Genomic DNA, 19,914 nt, shown 5'->3' on the forward strand with positions numbered 1-19,914 from the left:
ACAAGAAGACTCGCGCTCTCCGGTCCCCACCCTCGTACGCGCGAACCGGCCTGCAGAGTGGCCGATTCAACGCGTTCTTCATTCCCACGGGGCCGCTGTGAAAACACATAACAATGTTGTCATCGGGAGATCTGGCGGAGGCGTCTCGACAGGAATTCCCGTCGATCGATTGTGATCGAATGATTCAATTTCCTGTTCGGTGTCTTTCGTCGCGACACCGAGTCGTACTCGGTGAGGCGGCGCGTGGGACACCTTCGCCCGCGTCTCCGCTGGGATCGGGAAGCGGCTCAACGGCCGGTGGCGAGCATCCAGATCCCGATGGCCGTGAAGAGCGCGCCGACCGCGAAGAGAGACCCGATCTCCCCGATCCGCCTGCCGGTGAGGTCGATTCGCGCATCCTCCGGGCCGCCGGGAAGGTAGCGCACCGGGACCCCACCGCCCACGGGCAGACCTTTGACTCCGGACGACCTGGACTCGATCGTGTGCCGACCACCCTGCGCATCGACGAATTCGACCACCGCGAAGTAGAAAGTGCCGTCCTTCGCGGAACTCTCCACGCGGTGGCGGACCACCAGGCCCCTGACGCGGATCCCCTCACGTCGGAGGCGGTGCTGGAACATGGCCTCGCGGGTACCGAACCCGAGGACGGTGAGACCAGCCAGCAGCGACATCGCAACCCACACAGCCGCCTCTCCTTCCAAGCTCCGCGCGCCTCTTCGGGCACTTCCTGTCGCCGGAGTGGACGCTACATCGACTGGGGGCGCCCGGTAAACGCTCGGCTGTGCGGAGACATCGACTGGGCCACGGCAGCGGTCAAGCAGTTCGACCGCTCCGTTCGATCTGCCGCTGCGCCACCTTCTCCGGATCCGCTGCCGTTCGGCGGGTGACGCGGTGTCACTGCGGCACGAACTCGTACTGCAACTCGTAAAGATGCCCCGCCTTCACCATGGACGTCGCCTCGATCGGACCTCCGTCGGCCGCGTATACGACCCTCAGCGTGCACAGAACGGGCAGACTGCCGGGAAGGCGCAGGGCTTCGAACTGTTCCTGTGTGGGGACTCGGGCCGAGACACGGTCCACGCAGTGGTGGGGTGTATGCCCGAGTTGCCTCAGGAGGGTGGGGGTTCCGCCTCTGAGCCGGCTCCGTTCCATCAGCGGTGTGCCGTCGGCGATGTGCAACGGGTAGTAGGACTTGACGAGTTCGGCCGGTTCCTCGTCGATCAGTAGGAGCTGGCTGCGGAGAACCGCCGTGCCCTCGTCGGAGAGCCCCAGAGCGGTTCGGATATCCGCCGGCGGGCTCGTCTCCGTCACGTCGAGGAGCGCGATCCGGGCTTCTGTGCCGTGCTTGGCTGCCTCGGTGAGCCATGGGTGGGTCTCGTCTGCTGAGGCCTGTGCGAGGGAGGCGGCAGGTCGGATCGTGCGCTGCCGGTGCTCACGGACTGTCACCGCCGCGCCTGCGCGCCCCACCACCAGACGTTCGTCCTTGAGGAGTTGCAGGGCCTTCTGGACTGTGGCGTTGGACGCGCCGAAGCGGGTTCGGAGTTGGGCGGTGGAGGGCAGGTTCGCGTCCGGCGGCAACTCGCCGCTCATGATGTCGTCGCGCAGGTCGGCCGCGATCCGTTCGTGCAGCGAGCGGCGGTCGTGGGCTTCCGATTCGGCCTTGGGCACCGCGGTTCATCCGATCCTGATCTCGTAGCGCAACTGCTGGCGCTGGGCGGGCATCACCATGCGATCCACCTGGAGCGGCTGGTCGTCACGGTCCAGGGTGAGCCTGGTGAGGCGCAGGACTGGCTCAGCCGGCGCGAGCCGCAGGGCCCGCTGCTCCTCTTCCTCGGGCAGGCCGGCCGTCACGTCCTCCCTCACCAGCGCGCCGACATGGCCCAGCTCGGCGAGCAGGGTGACGGCCCCGCCGCGGATCTTGGCAGTTCCGGCCAGCGGGGTGCCCCGGGCGATGGCGACGGGGTAGTAGGTGTCGGTCAGTTCGTTCGGCTCGTCGTCCAGGAGGATCAGGCGGCGTCGTACGACGACCAGTTCCCCGTCGGGAACCCCGAACTGCCTCGCAACCTCAGACGGCGCATGGACCTCCCCCGCGTGGACGATGCGCTGGGATCCACGTCGGCCCTGGGCGGCCGCGTCCGCGCTCCAGGCATCGCCCCGGCCCTGCGGGCGCGGCTTCAGGTACGGCATCGACGTGCTGGTCCACCTACTCGCGCTCACGATGTCCTCCCGCGACTGGCGTGTCCGACCTTGCCGCTTTACACGGTAAGCGACTCAGTGGCCAGGGGTTCAGGGTGGCCGACTCGAAGGTCCATCCTGTCTGCCTTGCCGTATTTCGTGAAAGGCGATAAGGTCCTGATCGTTGCGCAACTCCGGTAGTCCGTCGAACCTGATCGGAACCGATGGCATGACCGACCTGCTTCGTCGTCTCGTTGCCTGGGCGGGCCTCGCGCGCAAGCCCCGCCGGGCGTACCGCCACTCGTTACGCGAACCGCAACCCGCGACCGCTGCTCCGCCACTGTGGCTCCTCTCCCTGCCCACCCACCGCAGCCCCTACCGCGCCGACGCCCTCATCGACGGATCCTCCACCCTGGCCGTACGCCCGTATCTCGTCGCTCACGAGCAGCAGCAACAGCGACGGCAGCGCAGCGAATCAGCTCTGGCCACGGTGGAGTTTCCTACGGCCGGGCCCTACTGGCCCCACAGCGTGGAGGCGGCCTGATGAGGGCAAGTTCACGCCGCACCCTCCGCCTCCTGCCCTGGACCAGCCCGGAAGCCAAGCCGTGCTTCGTGATCACCGATGACGATGGAGGGCCCGTGTCCCGCAGGGCCGACATCGCGGAAGAGGTCCAGCTCGACATGGGCGGTCAACTGCTCGCCCACGCGGACGACATGCTCCCGACCGCCACGGAGACGCAGCTCCGTTTCCTCGCCGAGCGCCTGACCGAGGCCCTGCGCGACATCCTCCGGGTCGCCGAGAGCCGTGGGCGGAGGGCCGACGGTTCCTCGGATCGGTTCAGTCCGTGAGGCCCGCCACCGCAGACCGATCGCCCGCATCACCCGAGTGCACCCTCGCCGCTCGCCCCGGCTACCAGGACCTGCACGCCGACTGCCGCCAGACCCACGACCTGCCGCTGCCGACCGCGCTCGGCATCCTGCTCCAGCGCCGCTGCGGATGCCCGTGTCACGGGGCCCCAGCCGTAGAACAACGGCCGTAGAACAACGGCCGTAGAACAACGACGCCCCCTGCCCGTTCGGGGGCAGGGGGCGTCGGAGACAGCCGTGACGACGCGCTACTTCACCGGCTCCGGCTCCGGCGCGTTCTCCGAGTCCGACGTGCCCGCCGGCGGCTCGCCGCCGTCCTCGTCATCGTCGTCGCCGTCGGCGCTCTCCGCCGGGACCGGGGTCTTGACGGAGTCCAGCAGGAGCTGGGCCACGTCCACCACGGTGATGGACTCCTTGGCCTTGCCGTCGTTCTTCTTGCCGTTGACCGAGTCCGTGAGCATGACGAGGCAGAACGGGCAGGCCGTGGAGACGATGTCGGGGTTGACCGACAGGGCCTCGTCGACGCGCTCGTTGTTGATGCGCTTGCCGATGCGCTCTTCCATCCACATCCGGGCGCCACCGGCGCCGCAGCAGAAGCCCCGCTCCTTGTGGCGGTGCATCTCCTCGTTGCGGATGCCCGGGACGCTGGCGATGATCTCGCGCGGGGGCGTGTAGATCTTGTTGTGGCGGCCCAGGTAGCACGGGTCGTGGTAGGTGATGATGCCCTCGACCGGCGTGACCGGGACCAGCTTGCCCTCGTCGACGAGGTGCTGGAGCAGCTGGGTGTGGTGGATGACCTCGTAGTCGCCGCCGAGCTGCGGGTACTCGTTGCCGAGCGTGTTGAGGCAGTGCGGGCAGGTCGCGACGATCTTCTTCGCGGACTTGGGCTTCGCCGACTCGGGCGTCACCTTGCCCTCGTCGTCCATCTCCTCGCCGAAGGCGGCGTTGAGGGACATGACGTTCTCCATGCCGAGTTCCTGGAACAGCGGCTCGTTGCCCAGGCGGCGGGCGGAGTCACCCGTGCACTTCTCGTCGCCGCCCATGATGGCGAACTTGACGCCCGCCATGTTCAGCAGCTCGGCGAAGGCCTTGGTGGTCTTCTTGGCGCGGTCCTCGAGGGCGCCCGCGCAGCCGACCCAGTACAGGTACTCGACCTCGGACAGGTCCTCGATGTCCTTGCCGACGACCGGGACCTCGAAGTCGAGCTCCTTCAGCCACTCCAGGCGCTGCTTCTTCGCCAGGCCCCAGGGGTTGCCCTTCTTCTCCAGGTTCTTGAGCATCGTGCCCGCCTCGGACGGGAACGAGCTCTCGATCATCACCTGGTAGCGGCGCATGTCGACGATGTGGTCGACGTGCTCGATGTCCACCGGGCACTGCTCGACACAGGCGCCGCAGGTGGTGCAGGACCACAGGACGTCCGGGTCGATGACGCCGTTCTCCTCGGCGGTGCCGATCAGCGGGCGCTCGGCCTCCGCGAGCGCCGCGGCGGGCACATCGGCGAGCTGCTCCTCGGACGCCTTCTCCTCGCCCTCCATGGTCTTGCCGCCGCCGGCCAGCAGGTACGGCGCCTTGGCGTGCGCGTGGTCCCGCAGGGACATGATCAGCAGCTTGGGGGAGAGGGGCTTGCCCGTGTTCCAGGCGGGGCACTGCGACTGGCAGCGGCCGCACTCGGTGCAGGTGGAGAAGTCCAGCAGGCCCTTCCACGAGTACTGCTCGACCTGGGAGACGCCGAAGACGTCGTCGTCGCCGGGGTCGGTGAAGTCGATCGGCTTGCCGCCGGACGTCATCGGCTGCAGGGCACCGAGGGCCGTGCCGCCGCTCGCCTCGCGCTTGAACCAGATGTTCGGGAACGCGAGGAAGCGGTGCCAGGCGACACCCATGTTGGTGTTGAGCGAGACGACGATCATCCACACGAACGACGTGCCGATCTTGATCATCGCGACGAAGTAGACCAGGTTCTGGAGCGCGCTCACGCTCAGGCCCTTGAAGGCCAGCACCAGCGGGTACGACGCGAAGTACGACGCCTCATACCCCTCCACGTGGTGGAGCGCGCCCTCCAGGCCCCGCAGCACGTAGATCGCCAGGCCGATGGTGAGGATGACGTACTCGACGAAGTACGCCTGGCCGGCCTTGGAACCGGCGAAGCGGGACTTGCGGCCGGGGCGGCTGGGCAGGTTCAGCAGGCGGATCGCGATGAGCACCGCGATGCCCAGGATCGTCATCACGCCGATGAACTCGATGTACAGCTCGAACGGCAGGAAGGTGCCGATGACCGGCAGCACCCAGTCGGCCTTGAAGAGCTGGCCGAAGGCCTGGGCGAGGGTCGGCGGGAGGGTCAGGAAGCCGACGGCGACGAACCAGTGGGCGACACCGACGATGCCCCACCGGTTCATGCGCGTGTGCCCGAGGAACTCCTTCACCAGGGTCACGCTGCGCTGGTAGGGGTTGTCGGTCCTGGTACCGGCCGGGACCGGCTGGCCCAGCTTGAAGTACCGGACGAACTGGCCGATCGCGCGTGCGAGCAGCGCGACGCCGACCACGGTCAGAACCAGCGACACGATGATCGCGGCGAGTTGCATGGGGGCTCCTCGGGCCTGCGAGGGGTTTCGTCGGGAAGACCCGCTGGTCTTCAGGGTTCCCGAAATTACTAAGCGGTAACTTATGCAGTCCGTTTGAGACTACCCCTATCCTCTGTCGCACTGTAGCCAGCCCGGCGGTGATCTGCGTCGCTGAGGGTTGCCTGAGTGGGGCGGCGCCTCGGAGCGGCGCGTCGAGCGGGAGGCGGCGGTCGGGCGGGAGGCGGCGGCGGGCCGAGTGGGAGGCGGCGGGCCGAGGCTCCCAGGATGATCGTGTTATTCCGGTCTAATCACCCCAATAACCCCTATTTTGGATCCGTGCTCTACGGGATCAGTGCCGCCGCCATCGCCCTTCTGCTCACCGCCCTGCTCGCGGCCCTCCTCCGGGCGCCCGCCCGGTGGTCGCGGCTGGTGGACCGGCGGCGGCAGCGTGAGGTGCCGCTGTCCGGTGGTGTGGCCGTCGTGGTGGTCACCGGGGTGGTGGTGTGCGGCTACGGCTGGGTGGAGGGCGTGCCGACCGGGGGCGAGGTGCGCGAACTGCTCGTCGCCGGGGGCGTGGTGGCCCTGCTCGGGCTGGTCGACGACGTGTGGCGGCTGCGGCGGCGGGTGCTCTTCGCCGGTACGGCCGCGGCGGCGGCGTGCGTCGTGCCGTACGGGGAGACGGGGGTGGGGACCGGGCTGCTGGCCGTCGTGTGGGTCGCGGGGATGGCCCTCGGGTTCCGGGGGGTCGATCACGCCGACGGGCTCGCCGGGACCGTGGGGGTCGTGACCGCCTTCGGGGTGGGGGTCTGCGCCGCGGTCGAGGTGATGGACGGGATCGCCGTACTCATGAGCGTGCTGGCCGCCGCGCTGACCGGGTTCCTCATGCACAACTGGCATCCGGCCCGGGTCGGCCTCGGGGCGTGCGGGGCCATGCCCGCGGGGTTCGTGATCGCCCTGGGGGCCGTCTATGCGCGGGCCGGGTCCGGGATCGGGGAGAGCGCGGGGGTGCTGTTCGCGCTGACCGCCCTGGTGTGCGGCGACGCCGGACTGGTGCTGCTGTCGCGGCGGCTGGCCGGGCGGCCTGTTCTGCGCGGCGGTCCCGACCATCTCGCGCACCGGCTGCGGCGGCTCGGACTGACCGCGCCGGGGGCGAGTCTGCTGCTGGGTGCCGCGGCGTTGTCCGGGGTGGCCGTCGGGGTACTCGCGCACGCCGGCTGGGTCGGCGACGACGCGCTGTGGTGGGTGGCGGGGGCGGCGCTCGTCGTCGTTTTCGCTGTGTCACGCGTCTCGGTGTACCCCTCCCGAGGGCCCAAGGCTCCGCGGCGTGAGATGTCGCCGCAGGTCAGAGCCCCGTTGCGTGTAAGGAACGGATAAGAGTTGAGTCCGGTCGACTCACCTCTGTTGACCGGTCGGGGGCGGTCGTGCACACTTGAGTCCGTTCCACTCAAGTCAGCTGGAGGAATCAACCATGGCACGTGCGGTCGGCATCGACCTGGGCACGACTAACTCCGTCGTCAGCGTTCTGGAGGGCGGCGAGCCCACCGTCATCACCAACGCCGAGGGCGCCAGGACCACGCCGTCCGTCGTCGCCTTCGCCAAGAACGGTGAAGTGCTCGTCGGAGAGGTGGCCAAGCGCCAGGCGGTCACGAACGTGGACCGGACCATCCGCTCCGTCAAGCGCCACATGGGCACGGACTGGAAGATCGAGCTCGACGGGAAGCCCTTCAACCCGCAGCAGATCAGCGCCTTCGTGCTCCAGAAGCTGAAGCGGGACGCCGAGTCCTACCTGGGCGAGAAGGTGACCGACGCGGTCATCACCGTCCCGGCGTACTTCAACGACTCCGAGCGCCAGGCCACCAAGGAGGCCGGCGAGATCGCGGGCCTCAACGTCCTGCGCATCGTCAACGAGCCCACCGCGGCCGCTCTGGCGTACGGCCTCGACAAGGACGACCAGACCATCCTGGTCTTCGACCTCGGTGGCGGTACGTTCGACGTCTCGCTGCTGGAGATCGGCGACGGCGTCGTCGAGGTGAAGGCCACCAACGGTGACAACCACCTCGGTGGTGACGACTGGGACCAGCGCATCGTCGACTACCTGGTCCAGCAGTTCCAGTCCGGCCACGGCGTGGACCTGGGCAAGGACAAGATGGCCCTGCAGCGTCTGCGCGAGGCCGCCGAGAAGGCGAAGATCGAGCTGTCCTCGTCCACCGAGACCTCGATCAACCTGCCCTACATCACCGCCTCCGCCGAGGGCCCCCTGCACCTCGACGAGAAGCTCACCCGCGCCCAGTTCCAGCAGCTGACCGCGGACCTGCTGGAGCGCTGCAAGACGCCGTTCCACAACGTCATCAAGGACGCCGGGATCAACCTCTCCGAGATCGACCACGTCGTTCTCGTCGGTGGCTCCACGCGTATGCCCGCGGTCGCCGAGCTGGTCAAGGACCTGACCGGTGGCAAGGACGCCAACAAGGGCGTCAACCCGGACGAGGTCGTCGCCATCGGCGCCGCCCTGCAGGCCGGTGTCCTCAAGGGCGAGGTCAAGGACGTCCTGCTCCTCGACGTCACCCCGCTGTCCCTCGGTATCGAGACCAAGGGCGGCATCATGACCAAGCTCATCGAGCGGAACACGACGATCCCGACCAAGCGGTCCGAGATCTTCACCACCGCCGAGGACAACCAGCCCTCCGTGCAGATCCAGGTCTACCAGGGCGAGCGCGAGATCGCGGCGTACAACAAGAAGCTCGGGATGTTCGAGCTGACCGGTCTGCCCCCGGCGCCCCGCGGTGTCCCGCAGATCGAGGTGTCCTTCGACATCGACGCCAACGGCATCATGCACGTCACGGCGAAGGACCTCGGCACCGGCAAGGAGCAGAAGATGACCGTCACCGGCGGCTCCTCGCTGCCGAAGGACGAGGTCGACCGCATGCGCCAGGAGGCCGAGCAGTACGCGGAGGAGGACCACAAGCGCCGCGAGGCCGCCGAGTCCCGCAACCAGGGCGAGCAGCTCGTCTACCAGACCGAGAAGTTCCTCAAGGACAACGAGGACAAGGTCCCGGGCGAGATCAAGACCGAGGTCGAGGAAGCCGTCACCGAGCTGAAGGAGAAGCTCAAGGGCGAGGACTCGGCCGAGATCCGCACCGCCACCGAGAAGGTCGCGGCCGTCTCGCAGAAGCTCGGCTCGGCCATGTACGCCGACGCGAACGCCGCGCAGGCCGACGGCGCCTCCGCCGGAGCCGGCGCGGCCGGTGCCGGTGACGCCAAGGCAGACGACGACGTCGTCGACGCCGAGATCGTCGACGAGGACCGGAAGGACGGTGCCGCGTGACGGAGGAGACCCCGGGCTTCGACGAGCAGCAGCCCGACGTCCCTTCCGGCGCCACCTCCGATGACGCCGAGCCGAAGGCCGCCTCCTCCTCCGAGGAGGGGGCGGCCCCGGCCGGGGACACGGGACAGGACGTGGCCCTGGTGGCCCAGCTGGACCAGGCCCGCACGGCGCTCAACGAGCGCACGGGCGACCTCCAGCGCCTCCAGGCCGAGTTCCAGAACTACCGCCGCCGGGTCGAGCGCGACCGGATCGCGGTCAAGGAGATCGCCATCGCGAACCTCCTGACCGAGCTCCTGCCCGTGCTCGACGACATCGGCCGCGCCCGCGAACACGGCGAACTGGTCGGCGGCTTCAAGTCCGTCGCCGAGTCGCTGGAGAGCACCGCGGCCAAGATGGGCCTGCAGCAGTTCGGCAAGGAGGGCGAGCCCTTCGACCCGACGATCCACGAAGCCCTGATGCACAGCTACGCACCGGACGTCACCGAGACGACGTGCGTGGCGATTCTGCAGCCCGGGTACCGGATCGGCGAGCGCACCATCCGCCCCGCGCGGGTGGCGGTGGCCGAACCCCAGCCGGGGGCACAGACGGTCAAGGCGGACGAGTCCGCCGACGCCGACGACAAGGAGAGCGGTGGCCCGGACGAGGGCTGACGTCATAACGGACGACAGGAAGGAGGGGCGTCGAGGATGAGCACCAAGGACTTCATCGAGAAGGACTACTACAAGGTCCTCGGCGTCCCCAAGGACGCCACCGAGGCCGAGATCAAGAAGGCGTACCGGAAGCTCGCCCGCGAGAACCACCCGGACGCCAACAAGGGAAACGTCAAAGCTGAGGAGCGCTTCAAGGAGATCTCCGAGGCCAACGACATTCTCGGCGACCCCAAGAAGCGCAAGGAGTACGACGAGGCACGCGCCCTCTTCGGCAACGGCGGCTTCCGGCCGGGGCCCGGCGGGAGCGGCGGGTCCTTCAACTTCGACCTGGGCGACCTCTTCGGAGGCGGCGCCCAGGGCCAAGGGCAGGGAGCCGGCGGCTTCGGCGGCGGGATCGGTGACGTCTTCGGGGGCCTGTTCAACCGCGGCGGAGCGGGCGGTCCGGGGACGCGTACGCACCCCCGGCGCGGCCAGGACATCGAGTCCGAGGTCACGCTCAGCTTCACCGAGGCGATCGAGGGCGCGACGGTCCCGCTGCGCATGTCCTCGCAGTCACCCTGCAAGGCCTGTTCGGGCACCGGCGACAAGAACGGCACACCGCGCGTGTGCCCGACCTGCGTCGGCACCGGGCAGGTCGCCCGGGGCAGCGGCGGTGGGTTCTCCCTCACCGACCCCTGCCCGGACTGCAAGGGCCGCGGTCTGATCGCGGAGCACGCCTGCGAGGTCTGCAAGGGCAGCGGCCGGGCCAAGTCCTCGCGGACCATGCAGGTGCGCATCCCCGCCGGCGTCAGCGACGGCCAGCGGATCCGGCTGCGCGGCAAGGGCGCGCCCGGCGAGCGGGGCGGCCCGGCGGGCGACCTGTACGTGGTCGTGCACGTCGACTCCCACCCGGTGTTCGGCCGCAAGGACGACAACCTCACCGTCACCGTCCCGGTGACCTTCGCCGAGGCGGCCCTCGGCGGTGAGGTCCGGGTGCCGACGCTGGGCGGCCCGCCCGTCACGCTGAAGCTGCCGCCGGGCACACCCAACGGCCGCACCATGCGCGCCCGGGGCAAGGGCGCGGTCCGCAAGGACGGCACCCGCGGGGACCTTCTGGTCACTGTCGAAGTGAGTGTTCCGACGGACCTGACGGGGAAGGCTCGTGACGCACTCGAGGCGTATCGCGAGGCGACCACGGGTGAGGATCCGCGGGCGGATCTGTTCCAGGCCGCGAAGGGAGCATGAGTCAGATGGACGGTCGTCGGCGCAATCCGTATGAACTGACCGAGGAAACCCCGGTCTACGTCATCTCGGTGGCGGCCCAGCTGTCCGGCCTGCACCCGCAGACCCTGCGCCAGTACGACCGCCTGGGTCTGGTGTCTCCGGACCGCACCGCGGGCCGGGGCCGGCGCTACTCGGCCCGTGACATCCAACTGCTGCGCACCGTCCAGCAGTTGTCGCAGGACGAGGGCATCAACCTCGCCGGCATCAAGCGCATCATCGAACTGGAGAACCAGGTCGCAGCGCTCCAGGCCCGGGCGGCCGAGCTGCAGAACGCGCTCGACGGCGCGGCGGCGGCGATGCGCCAGCGCGAGGCGGCGGTGCACGCGTCGTACCGCCGCGACCTGGTGCCGTACCAGGAGGTCCAGCAGAGCAGCGCGCTGGTGGTGTGGCGGCCGAAGCGGCAGCAGTCGGACTGACTGTCTGTCCACAGTCTGTGGAAGGGGCCGGGAGGCGACTCCCGGCCCCTTTCGCGTGCCTTGGGCCGGTTTCGCTGGGTCTCCCGTCGATGGGTGGCCCGTGCAGGGAACCTGGAGATGATTCCGCAGAGTCTTCACAACGCTTGCGGAGCGTGGTGTTGTCATCTCGTTAAGTGGTTCCGCTTGACGCTGGGGGCCGCGTCCGCGTTGGCTTTTCAGTCACATGGGCCACAAAGCTGTGCCCACGTCCGAATCACACGTGAAGTGAGCTCCCGACATGCGTCGTCGTATCTCCATATCCGTGGCCGCGGCCGCGATGTCCGTCACGCTCGCCGGCTGCGGCGGGCTCAACGCGACGGGGAGCAGTGACGACGCGAGCCCGGCCAAGGGCAACGACATCACCGTGGGCCTGCTGCTCCCGGAGAAGGCGAACACCCGGTACGAGAACTTCGACTACCCGATCATCAAGACGAAGGTCGAGTCCCTCACCAACAACAAGGGCCGCGTCGAGTACGCCAACGCCGAGGCGGACGCCGACACGCAGGCGGGCCAGATGCAGAAGATGATCGACGACCGGGTCGACGTGATCCTGCTGGACGCGGTCGACTCGCAGGCCATCGCGAGCGGCGTCAAGAAGGCCAAGGAGGCGGGCATCCCCGTCATAGCCTACGACCGGCTGGCCGAGGGCCCGATCGAGGCGTACATCTCCTTCGACAACGAGCTGGTCGGCGAGGTCCAGGGGCGGACCCTGCTGGAGGCCATCGGCGAGGACGCGAGCCTCTCCGACAAGATCGTCATGATGAACGGCTCGTCGACCGACCCGAACGCCAAGCAGTTCAAGGCGGGTGCGATGTCCGAGCTGAACGGCAAGGTGACGATCGCGCAGTCCTTCGACACCAAGGACTGGAAGCCGGAGAACGCCGAGGCCAACATGGCCGAGGCGATCCGGGCGATCGGCAAGGACGACATCGCCGCCGTCTACTCCGCCAACGACGGCATGGCCGGCGGCATCGTCAAGGCGCTGGAGGCCGCGGGCGTGAGTGACCTGCCGCCGATCACCGGGCAGGACGCGGAGCTCCAGGCGGTGCAGCGGATCATCGCGGGCGAGCAGTACATGAGCGTGTACAAGTCGTACCCGCAGGAGGCCGAGAACGCCGCGGAGATGGCCGTGGCCAAGGTCCAGGGCCGGGACATCCAGTTCGCCGCCCTCACCCGCGACAAGGTCGACAGCCCCACCCACAAGGGCATCCCGGCCCAGCTGGTGCCGGTGGTCGCGCTGACGAAGGGCAACATCAAGGACACGGTGGTCGCGGACGACATCTACAAGCTGTCGGACATCTGCACGAGCAAGTACGAGGCGGCCTGCCGGGCGATCGGCCTGAAGTGACCATGTGACGGGCCGCCTCCGGTGCGGCCCGTCTCATTCCGTCCCGCCTTGGTTCCCCCCGTCCGGATTCCGTCCCGCCTTCATTCCGTCCCGTCCGGCCACCCCCCGGCGGGTTTCGGTCACCCCCTGGCCATTTGCTGCAACGTGACGAGCTGAGGCTCGGCGAAACCGGTGCGTAGCGGTGCTTTCCGGTGGTCGCGGCGCGGGAAGCCGTGTTGCGGAGCAGGTCCGGTCCGCGCATAGTTGCGCTGCGGTAGTCGGCGAACCGGGGGTGGGATGGGCGATGGCCAGGCACGGCGCGGAGGAGCATCCACACGGTGCCGACCGACTGTGCGAGGCCGGGGATCGCGTGTATTCCCGGGCCGTACGGCGGGGCCGCGTGCCGCGCGGGGATGCCGAACCGGTGCCCTGTCTCCTGGAACTCGCCCTGCTGCACCCGGACCCCGACGACATGGACTGGCTGGTGCCGACCTCCCCGCAGGAGGTCATGACCCGGCTGCTGCGCGGGATGTACGACGAGGTGAGCGCCAGTCAGCGGCGGGTGGGTTCGGCCGTGGACGCCGTCGAGTGGTACGCCGGGCTGGGCCGCCGGGTACGGCCCGCCCCGCCGGCGGGCGAGGGCTCGGCGATCCGGGTGCTGGACGGGCTCGCCCGGATCCAGGCCGCGATGGACGAGGCGACCCAGGCCTGCACGACCGAGGTGCTCACGGTCCAGCCCGGTGGCATCCGGCGCGAGGCGGAACTCTCCGAGGGCCTGCACCGGGCGATGGCGCTGCGCGGCCGCGGGGTGCGGATGCGCGACCTGTACACGCACGTCGCCCGGCACGGGCAGGGGCTGCTCACGTATCTGGAGCTGATGGGTGACGCGGTGGAGGCCCGCACGCTGGACGAGGTGATCGACCGGCTGATCCTCTTCGACCGGACGGTGGCCTTCGTCCCCGCCAACACCGACCGCACGATGGCCCTGGAGCTACGGCACCCGGCGCTCATCGAGTACCTGGTCACGGTGTTCGAGCGGCTGTGGCGCCTGGCCACCCCGCTGACCGCCCCGCTCCCCGAGACCGGCATCGAGGGCATCTCCCACCGGGAGCAGTCCATCGCGGCCCTGCTGGCGGAGGGCCACCAGGACGCGGTGATCGCGGAACGCCTGGGGATAAGCGTCCGGACGTGCCGGGCCCATATCGCGCGGCTCTCGGAGACGCTGGGGGCGGCGAGCCGTACCCAGCTCGGGGTGCGCATCGCCCAGGCGGGCCTGGACGGCCCACCCCGCTCCGCCGCGTCCCTCAGGGTTCCCGGTCAAGAATCCCCGAGCGCCCGATGAGAAACCCGAGCTGCGCCCGGCTCTGACTGCCCAGCGTCGCCGCGAGCTTGGCGATGTGGACACGGGCGGTACGGACGTTCATGCCCAGCCGGTCGGCTATGACGGCGTCGGTGTGGCCCTCGACGAGGAGGGCGGCGATGGCGCGCTGGCGGGCGGTGACGCCGTCGAGTGAGGGCTGGGGGGCGGCGTCCGGGAACACCGGGGTGGCGAGGCGCCAGAGGCGGTCGAAGGCGGTGGCCAGATAGCCGACGATGGCCGGGTGGCGGATCTCCAGCGCCAGGCCGCCGTCGCCGTCGGCGGGGAGGAAGGCGACCGCCCGGTCGACGACGATGAGCCGGTCGGTGACCTCGTCCAGCGCCCGCGCCTCGATGTCGCCCCTCAGCCGTTCGTGGTGCGCGACGGTGACGGGGGAGTGGCGGAGGGTCTGCTGGTACAGGGTGCGGATGCGGCCGCCGCGGTCCAGCAGCGCCTGGTCGCGGCGGGTGGCGACGGCATAGGCCGCCTCGACCCGTTCCCTGGTGAACCGGGCGCGGGGCTGGACGGTGAGCAGTTCCCGGGACGCGTCCGCCATGGCCTCGGTGATGGCCTTGTTGATCCGCTCCTTTCCGCTGAGGAGCGTCAGCGTCGGGGTGCCGCCCGAGACCGGGTCGTGCCCTTGGGCGGCCATGAGCGGCCCGAAGGTCTCGGCCAGCCGTTCCTCGCGTCGCCGTTCGCTCGCGATGCGGTCCCCGGAGATCCGCAGCAGACGCCGCAGGGCGACGGCCGGCACCACGGGCTCCAGCCGGCGGAGGTCGTCGACGGCGGGGTGCAGCAGGCCGAAGTCCAGCAGGCAGGGCGCGGCGCGGGCCGTTTCGGCGGGGACGTGCCCCTCGTGCAGGGCCCGTTCGTACAGCGCCCTTCCGGCGGGGCACAGTTCTGCGGCGTCGTGCGTGGGGTGCGGCGCCGAGGTCACTCGGGGCTTCCTCCTTCTCAGTGATCCTGCTGCAGGATCCCCGACTGCGCGATGAGGTACCCGAGTTGGGCCCGGCTGCCGCTGCCCAGGGCCGAGGCCAGCTTGGCTATGTGAGCGCGGCAGGTGCGTACGTTCATGCCCAGGCGGCGGGCGATGGCCTCGTCGACGTGGCCCTCGACCAGCAGCTTGGCTATGGAGTACTGGATGTCCGTGATGCCGCCGCCGGCCGCTTCGTAGGGGGTGCCGGTGCTCATCGGGACCGCGCGGTCCCACAGGTACTCGAACACCTTGATCAGGTAGCGGACCAGTCCGGGATGGCGCAGTTCCAGGGCCACTTGCTGGTCGTCGCGCGCGGGGATGAAGGCGACCGTCCCGTCGCAGATGATCAGCCGCTCGACCAGCTCGTCGATGGTGCGGTACTCCACCTTTCCCTCGGAGAGCTGGGCGACGTAGGACAGCTTCTCCGGGTTGTACCTGGCGGTGTGCTGGTAGAGGCTCCGGACTTTGACGCCGCGTTCGATCAGGGGCCTGTCGCGCTCGAGGCTGCGCAGCAGGCTCCGTTCGGAGACCCGGTCACTGGGCTGCACCGTCAGCAGTTCCGTCTGGCACTGGGAGGTCGCCAGGTTGAGCGCCGCGTTGATGCGCTCACCGCCCTCCAATACCGTGATGGAGTCGCTGGTCGTCGTCGCCTGCGTGCCCAGCGCCATGAACGGCTCGAAGGTGTCCGCTAGTTCCACGGAGAGACGCCGGCGCTCGGTGATCTCCCGCTCGAGGGGGTGCAGACGCTGTGCCAGCGCGACCGTCGGCGGCACCGGGCGCAGCCAGGTCGGATCGTCGGGATCGGGGTGCAGCAGGGCGAGTTCGACCAGGCAGGGAGCGGACTCCGTGTCAGCCCGCGCGACCCGACCGGCGCGCAGAGCTGTGGTATAGAGACGGCTTCCCTCTTCGCAGAGCTCGGTAATTGGGTGGGGATGTGCACCCTTAGTCCGATTAGTGCTCAAATCTCCACCCCCCAGGGTCCTGAACATGCAGGAACATGATGCACTGATTGTGTGGCCATGACGTGCCTGAATGAGCCATCGTCGTACTCGACGGGGGAAAAGGGGACCTTCAAGTGAGGACGAAGCCGACTATGCGTAACAAAATGCTTCGCTCGGTGCTTGTCGCCACCTTCTCCGCCGTTGTGGCCCTCGGTGCGCTGAGCGGCTTCTCCGATGCGAAGGACGGGATTCGGGCGAACACGCAGTGGCCGGCGGTGGGCGTGAACAATGCTGCAGCCGCTGACAACACCCAGTGGCCGAGCCCTGGGGCCGATGGAGCCGGGAGCTGACCGTGACCACTCCACCCGACGACCGCTCCTTCCGTCGTGAAATGGCCACCGCCTACCGCTCCGGCTGGCACTTCATCGACCTGGTCACCGCCATCCCCCACAGTGGTGACTCGTTGATGGTGACCGTTTTCGGCGAGCCGGTGGTCGTCACGCGGGACGAGGACGAGGACGTGCGGGCCTACCGGTGTCTGCGGCGGCCTCGGGGGGCGCCACAGCCCGTGCGATGTGCCGTACGGTACGGAATGATCTTTGTGAACCTGGACCAAAGGGACCACGAGCAGGTGGACGCCGAATCCCCTGCCCCGAGGACCATCTCTGCCACCCCCCGCAGTGCCTGACGCGATTCCCCCGTCGTAACAGATCGCTCAGGTGCTTCCCCCCGCAGCGGCGTCACCGTGACCTGAACACGGTGACGCCGCTGCAGTTTTTGGGGGACATTTCCTGGAATCGGCCTGATCACGCGGTGGCCGGAAGCAGTCGATCACCGGTGTGGATTTTCACTCCGCTCAACCTCGCTCACCCGCGCCCCATCGCTCGCGTCAGCTCGATCTCGATGACCACACGCGCCGGGTTGGGTGACGGGGTACGGCCGTAGCGCTCCGCGTAGCGGCGTTCCGCCTCCGCGACCCGGTCGGGCTCGCCGTGGACGAAGGCCCGGCCCTCCAGCGTCGCCCACCGCTTGCCCTCCAGCTGGCAGACGGCGACGGCCGCCCCCCGCTCCCCGGCGGCCAGTACGTGGCGCACCTTGGCGCTCGCCTTGTTCGCGATCACCCGAGCCAGACGGGCCTCGGGATCGTATGTGACTCCGACGGGTACGACGTGCGGAGTGCCGTCCGGGCGGGGGGTTGTCAGGGTGCAGACGTGCCGTTCCCGCCAGAAGGCGAGATACGGCTGGTCGGGGGCACCCGGATCGACGGAGTACTTGGTGGCCATGACCCGGAACTTAACCCTTGCGTACTCCCGGATCCGGCCTTGAGTGGAATAGACTCAACTTTATGTACGCTGATGGAGTCAGCGCAGTGAGTCGGTGCGCTGATCGGGTCAGTGCAAGGAGGAGGAGAACGCGAACGTGGACGCCGAGCTGACCAACAGGAGCCGGGACGCGATCAACGCGGCCAGCAACCGGGCCGTGACCGAGGGGCACCCCGACCTCACCCCCGCCCATCTGCTGCTTTCGCTGCTCCAGGGGCAGGACAACGAGAACATCACCGATCTGCTCGCCGCGGTCGACACCGACCAGGCGGCCGTCCGCGCCGGGGCCGAGCGCGTGCTCGCCGGGCTGCCCAGCGTGACCGGCTCCACCGTGGCGCCTCCCCAGCCCAACCGCGAGATGCTCGCCGTCGTCGCCGACGCGCAGGCCCGCGCCAAGGAGCTCGGCGACGAGTACCTGTCGACCGAGCACCTGCTCATCGGCATCGCCGCGAAGGGCGGCGCGGCCGGCGAGGTGCTGGCCCAGCAGGGCGCCGACGCCAAGAAGCTCCAGGCCGCCTTCCAGAAGACGCGGGGACAGCGACGCGTGACCACGGCCGACCCCGAGGGCCAGTACAAGGCCCTGGAGAAGTTCGGCACCGACTTCACCGCCGCCGCCCGCGAAGGCAAGCTCGACCCGGTCATCGGGCGGGACCAGGAGATCCGGCGGGTCGTGCAGGTGCTGTCCCGGCGGACCAAGAACAACCCCGTGCTGATCGGCGAGCCCGGCGTCGGCAAGACCGCCGTCGTCGAGGGGCTCGCCCAGCGGATCGTGAAGGGCGATGTGCCCGAGTCGCTGAAGGACAAGCGGCTGGTCGCGCTCGACCTGGGCGCGATGGTCGCCGGGGCGAAGTACCGGGGCGAGTTCGAGGAGCGGCTGAAGACCGTCCTGGCCGAGATCAAGGACTCCGACGGGCAGATCATCACCTTCATCGACGAGCTGCACACCGTCGTCGGGGCCGGAGCGGGCGGCGACTCCGCCATGGACGCCGGCAACATGCTGAAGCCGATGCTGGCGCGCGGTGAGCTGCGCATGGTGGGTGCCACGACCCTGGACGAGTACCGCGAGCGGATCGAGAAGGATCCCGCCCTGGAGCGGCGCTTCCAGCAGGTGCTGGTCGCCGAGCCGACCGTCGAGGACTCGATCGCGATCCTGCGCGGGCTGAAGGGCCGCTACGAGGCCCACCACAAGGTGCAGATCGCCGACAGCGCGCTGGTCGCCGCCGCGTCGCTCTCCGACCGGTACATCACCTCCCGCTTCCTGCCCGACAAGGCCATCGACCTCGTCGACGAGGCCGCCTCGCGGCTGCGCATGGAGATCGACTCGTCCCCCGTCGAGATCGACGAACTCCAGCGCGCCGTCGACCGGTTGAAGATGGAGGAGCTGGCGATCGGCAAGGAGACCGACGCCGCCTCCCGCGAGCGCCTGGAGAAGCTGCGCCGCGACCTCGCCGACAAGGAGGAGGAGCTGCGCGGCCTCACCGCCCGCTGGGAGAAGGAGAAGCAGTCCCTCAACCGCGTCGGTGAGCTGAAGGAACGCCTCGACGAGGTGCGCGGCCAGGCCGAACGCGCCCAGCGCGACGGCGACTTCGACACCGCCTCCAAGCTGCTCTACGGCGAGATCCCGGCCCTGGAGAAGGAGCTGGAGGCCGCCTCCGAGGCCGAGGAAGAGGTCGCGAAGGACACCATGGTCAAGGAGGAGGTCGGCTCCGACGACATCGCCGACGTCGTCGCCTCCTGGACCGGCATCCCGGCCGGGCGTCTGCTGGAGGGCGAGACGCAGAAGCTGCTGCGCATGGAGGACGAGCTCGGCAAGCGCCTCATCGGCCAGACCGAGGCCGTGCGCGCGGTGTCCGACGCCGTACGGCGCTCCCGCGCGGGCATCGCCGACCCCGACCGGCCCACCGGCTCCTTCCTCTTCCTGGGCCCGACGGGCGTGGGCAAGACCGAACTGGCCAAGGCCCTCGCCGACTTCCTCTTCGACGACGAGCGGGCGATGGTCCGTATCGACATGTCGGAGTACAGCGAGAAGCACAGCGTGGCCCGGCTGGTCGGCGCCCCGCCCGGATACGTCGGCTACGAGGAGGGCGGCCAGCTCACCGAGTCGGTGCGCCGCCGCCCGTACTCCGTGATCCTGCTGGACGAGGTGGAGAAGGCCCACCCCGAGGTCTTCGACATCCTGCTCCAGGTCCTGGACGACGGCCGGCTCACCGACGGCCAGGGCCGCACGGTCGACTTCCGCAACACGATCCTCGTGCTGACGTCGAACCTGGGCAGCCAGTTCCTGGTCGACCCGATCACCAGTGACGAGGAGAAGAAGGAGCAGGTGCTGGAGGTGGTGCGCACCTCCTTCAAGCCGGAGTTCCTCAACCGGCTGGACGACCTGGTCGTCTTCGCCGCGCTGACCAAGCCCGAGCTGGAGCGCATCGCGAAGCTCCAGCTGGAGCGCCTGGCCAAGCGCCTCGCCGAGCGGCGGCTCACCCTGGACATCACGCCCGGGGCCCTGGCCTGGCTCGCCGAGGAGGGCATGGACCCGGCGTACGGCGCCCGCCCGCTGCGCCGCCTCGTCCAGTCCGCCATCGGCGACCGCCTCGCCAAGGAGATCCTCTCCGGCGAGATCAAGGACGGCGACACGGTCCGGGTGGACCGCTTCGAGGAGGGCCTGATCGTGGGCCCGGCGACGGGCAAGACGCTCTAGGAC

18 protein-coding genes are annotated in these 19,914 nt (G+C 69.3%); 11 read left to right on the forward strand and 7 right to left on the reverse strand.

Features of this window, described 5'->3' with window-relative positions:
* Positions 1-287: 287 nt before the first annotated feature.
* The 3 genes from ACIBK5_RS39150 to ACIBK5_RS39160 form a co-directional block, all read right to left on the reverse strand.
* A complete protein-coding gene (locus ACIBK5_RS39150; protein WP_399027526.1) occupies positions 288-701 on the reverse strand; it encodes a DUF3592 domain-containing protein in 414 nt (137 codons plus the stop codon).
* A 193-nt stretch (positions 702-894) separates the two neighbouring features.
* On the reverse strand, positions 895-1,668 hold the full coding sequence (locus ACIBK5_RS39155; RefSeq protein WP_399027528.1) for a GntR family transcriptional regulator: 774 nt from the start codon (positions 1,666-1,668) through the stop codon (positions 895-897).
* Between the two features lie 6 nt (positions 1,669-1,674).
* Positions 1,675-2,217, reverse strand: coding sequence for a GntR family transcriptional regulator (locus ACIBK5_RS39160; protein ID WP_399027530.1), 543 nt, complete (start codon positions 2,215-2,217; stop codon positions 1,675-1,677).
* Positions 2,218-2,404: 187 nt separating this feature from the next.
* Between ACIBK5_RS39160 and ACIBK5_RS39165 the strand changes: the two genes are divergently transcribed.
* Both ACIBK5_RS39165 and ACIBK5_RS39170 read left to right on the forward strand, forming a co-directional pair.
* The gene (locus ACIBK5_RS39165; protein ID WP_399027531.1) at positions 2,405-2,719 is read left to right on the forward strand and encodes a hypothetical protein; all 315 of its coding nucleotides are present in this window, start codon (positions 2,405-2,407) and stop codon (positions 2,717-2,719) included.
* 95 nt (positions 2,720-2,814) lie between these two features.
* A complete protein-coding gene (locus ACIBK5_RS39170; protein WP_399027533.1) occupies positions 2,815-3,024 on the forward strand; it encodes a hypothetical protein in 210 nt (69 codons plus the stop codon).
* A 266-nt stretch (positions 3,025-3,290) separates the two neighbouring features.
* Here the strand turns inward: ACIBK5_RS39170 and ACIBK5_RS39175 are convergent, their stop codons facing one another.
* Complete coding sequence (locus ACIBK5_RS39175) at positions 3,291-5,621, reverse strand: (Fe-S)-binding protein (RefSeq protein WP_399027535.1); 2,331 nt, start codon at positions 5,619-5,621, stop codon at positions 3,291-3,293.
* A 315-nt stretch (positions 5,622-5,936) separates the two neighbouring features.
* Between ACIBK5_RS39175 and ACIBK5_RS39180 the strand changes: the two genes are divergently transcribed.
* From ACIBK5_RS39180 to ACIBK5_RS39210, 7 genes are all read left to right on the forward strand, one after another.
* On the forward strand, positions 5,937-6,974 hold the full coding sequence (locus tag ACIBK5_RS39180; RefSeq protein ID WP_399027537.1) for an MraY family glycosyltransferase: 1,038 nt from the start codon (positions 5,937-5,939) through the stop codon (positions 6,972-6,974).
* 94 nt (positions 6,975-7,068) lie between these two features.
* Entirely contained in the window at positions 7,069-8,925 is a 1,857-nt protein-coding gene (dnaK, locus tag ACIBK5_RS39185; protein ID WP_399027538.1) for a molecular chaperone DnaK, read from the forward strand.
* On the forward strand, positions 8,922-9,575 hold the full coding sequence (grpE, locus tag ACIBK5_RS39190; protein WP_189725661.1) for a nucleotide exchange factor GrpE: 654 nt from the start codon (positions 8,922-8,924) through the stop codon (positions 9,573-9,575). Before dnaK ends, grpE begins: the two co-directional genes overlap by 4 nt.
* Positions 9,576-9,611: 36 nt before the next feature.
* The gene (dnaJ, locus tag ACIBK5_RS39195; RefSeq protein ID WP_399027541.1) at positions 9,612-10,799 is read left to right on the forward strand and encodes a molecular chaperone DnaJ; all 1,188 of its coding nucleotides are present in this window, start codon (positions 9,612-9,614) and stop codon (positions 10,797-10,799) included.
* Between the two features lie 5 nt (positions 10,800-10,804).
* Positions 10,805-11,254 (forward strand): heat shock protein transcriptional repressor HspR, encoded by a 450-nt coding sequence (locus ACIBK5_RS39200; RefSeq protein ID WP_399027542.1) that lies wholly within the window; start codon positions 10,805-10,807, stop codon positions 11,252-11,254.
* Between the two features lie 277 nt (positions 11,255-11,531).
* Entirely contained in the window at positions 11,532-12,641 is a 1,110-nt protein-coding gene (locus tag ACIBK5_RS39205; RefSeq protein WP_399027544.1) for a substrate-binding domain-containing protein, read from the forward strand.
* 283 nt (positions 12,642-12,924) lie between these two features.
* Positions 12,925-13,962 (forward strand): LuxR C-terminal-related transcriptional regulator, encoded by a 1,038-nt coding sequence (locus ACIBK5_RS39210; RefSeq protein WP_399027546.1) that lies wholly within the window; start codon positions 12,925-12,927, stop codon positions 13,960-13,962.
* Here ACIBK5_RS39210 and ACIBK5_RS39215 read toward each other — a convergent pair.
* Together ACIBK5_RS39215 and ACIBK5_RS39220 are read right to left on the reverse strand one after the other, a co-directional pair.
* Positions 13,925-14,914, reverse strand: coding sequence for a LuxR C-terminal-related transcriptional regulator (locus ACIBK5_RS39215; RefSeq protein ID WP_399027548.1), 990 nt, complete (start codon positions 14,912-14,914; stop codon positions 13,925-13,927). The two genes, ACIBK5_RS39210 and ACIBK5_RS39215, sit on opposite strands and share 38 nt — an antisense overlap.
* A 17-nt stretch (positions 14,915-14,931) precedes the next feature.
* Positions 14,932-15,942 carry a helix-turn-helix transcriptional regulator gene (locus tag ACIBK5_RS39220; RefSeq protein WP_399027550.1) on the reverse strand — a complete coding sequence of 337 codons (1,011 nt, stop codon included), beginning with the start codon at positions 15,940-15,942 and terminating at the stop codon, positions 14,932-14,934.
* Between the two features lie 304 nt (positions 15,943-16,246).
* Between ACIBK5_RS39220 and ACIBK5_RS39225 the strand changes: the two genes are divergently transcribed.
* Positions 16,247-16,582 carry a hypothetical protein gene (locus ACIBK5_RS39225; RefSeq protein ID WP_184594372.1) on the forward strand — a complete coding sequence of 112 codons (336 nt, stop codon included), beginning with the start codon at positions 16,247-16,249 and terminating at the stop codon, positions 16,580-16,582.
* A 178-nt stretch (positions 16,583-16,760) separates the two neighbouring features.
* Here ACIBK5_RS39225 and ACIBK5_RS39230 read toward each other — a convergent pair whose 3' ends face one another.
* Positions 16,761-17,177 (reverse strand): pyridoxamine 5'-phosphate oxidase family protein, encoded by a 417-nt coding sequence (locus ACIBK5_RS39230; RefSeq protein ID WP_399027553.1) that lies wholly within the window; start codon positions 17,175-17,177, stop codon positions 16,761-16,763.
* A 136-nt stretch (positions 17,178-17,313) separates the two neighbouring features.
* Here ACIBK5_RS39230 and clpB point away from each other — a divergent pair, with 136 nt between their 5' ends.
* A complete protein-coding gene (gene clpB, locus ACIBK5_RS39235) occupies positions 17,314-19,911 on the forward strand; it encodes an ATP-dependent chaperone ClpB (protein WP_399027554.1) in 2,598 nt (865 codons plus the stop codon).
* Positions 19,912-19,914 lie beyond the last annotated feature (3 nt).

Origin of the sequence: Streptomyces sp. NPDC050546, assembly GCF_044457425.1 — a bacterium.
In the GTDB taxonomy this organism is placed as follows: domain Bacteria; phylum Actinomycetota; class Actinomycetes; order Streptomycetales; family Streptomycetaceae; genus Streptomyces.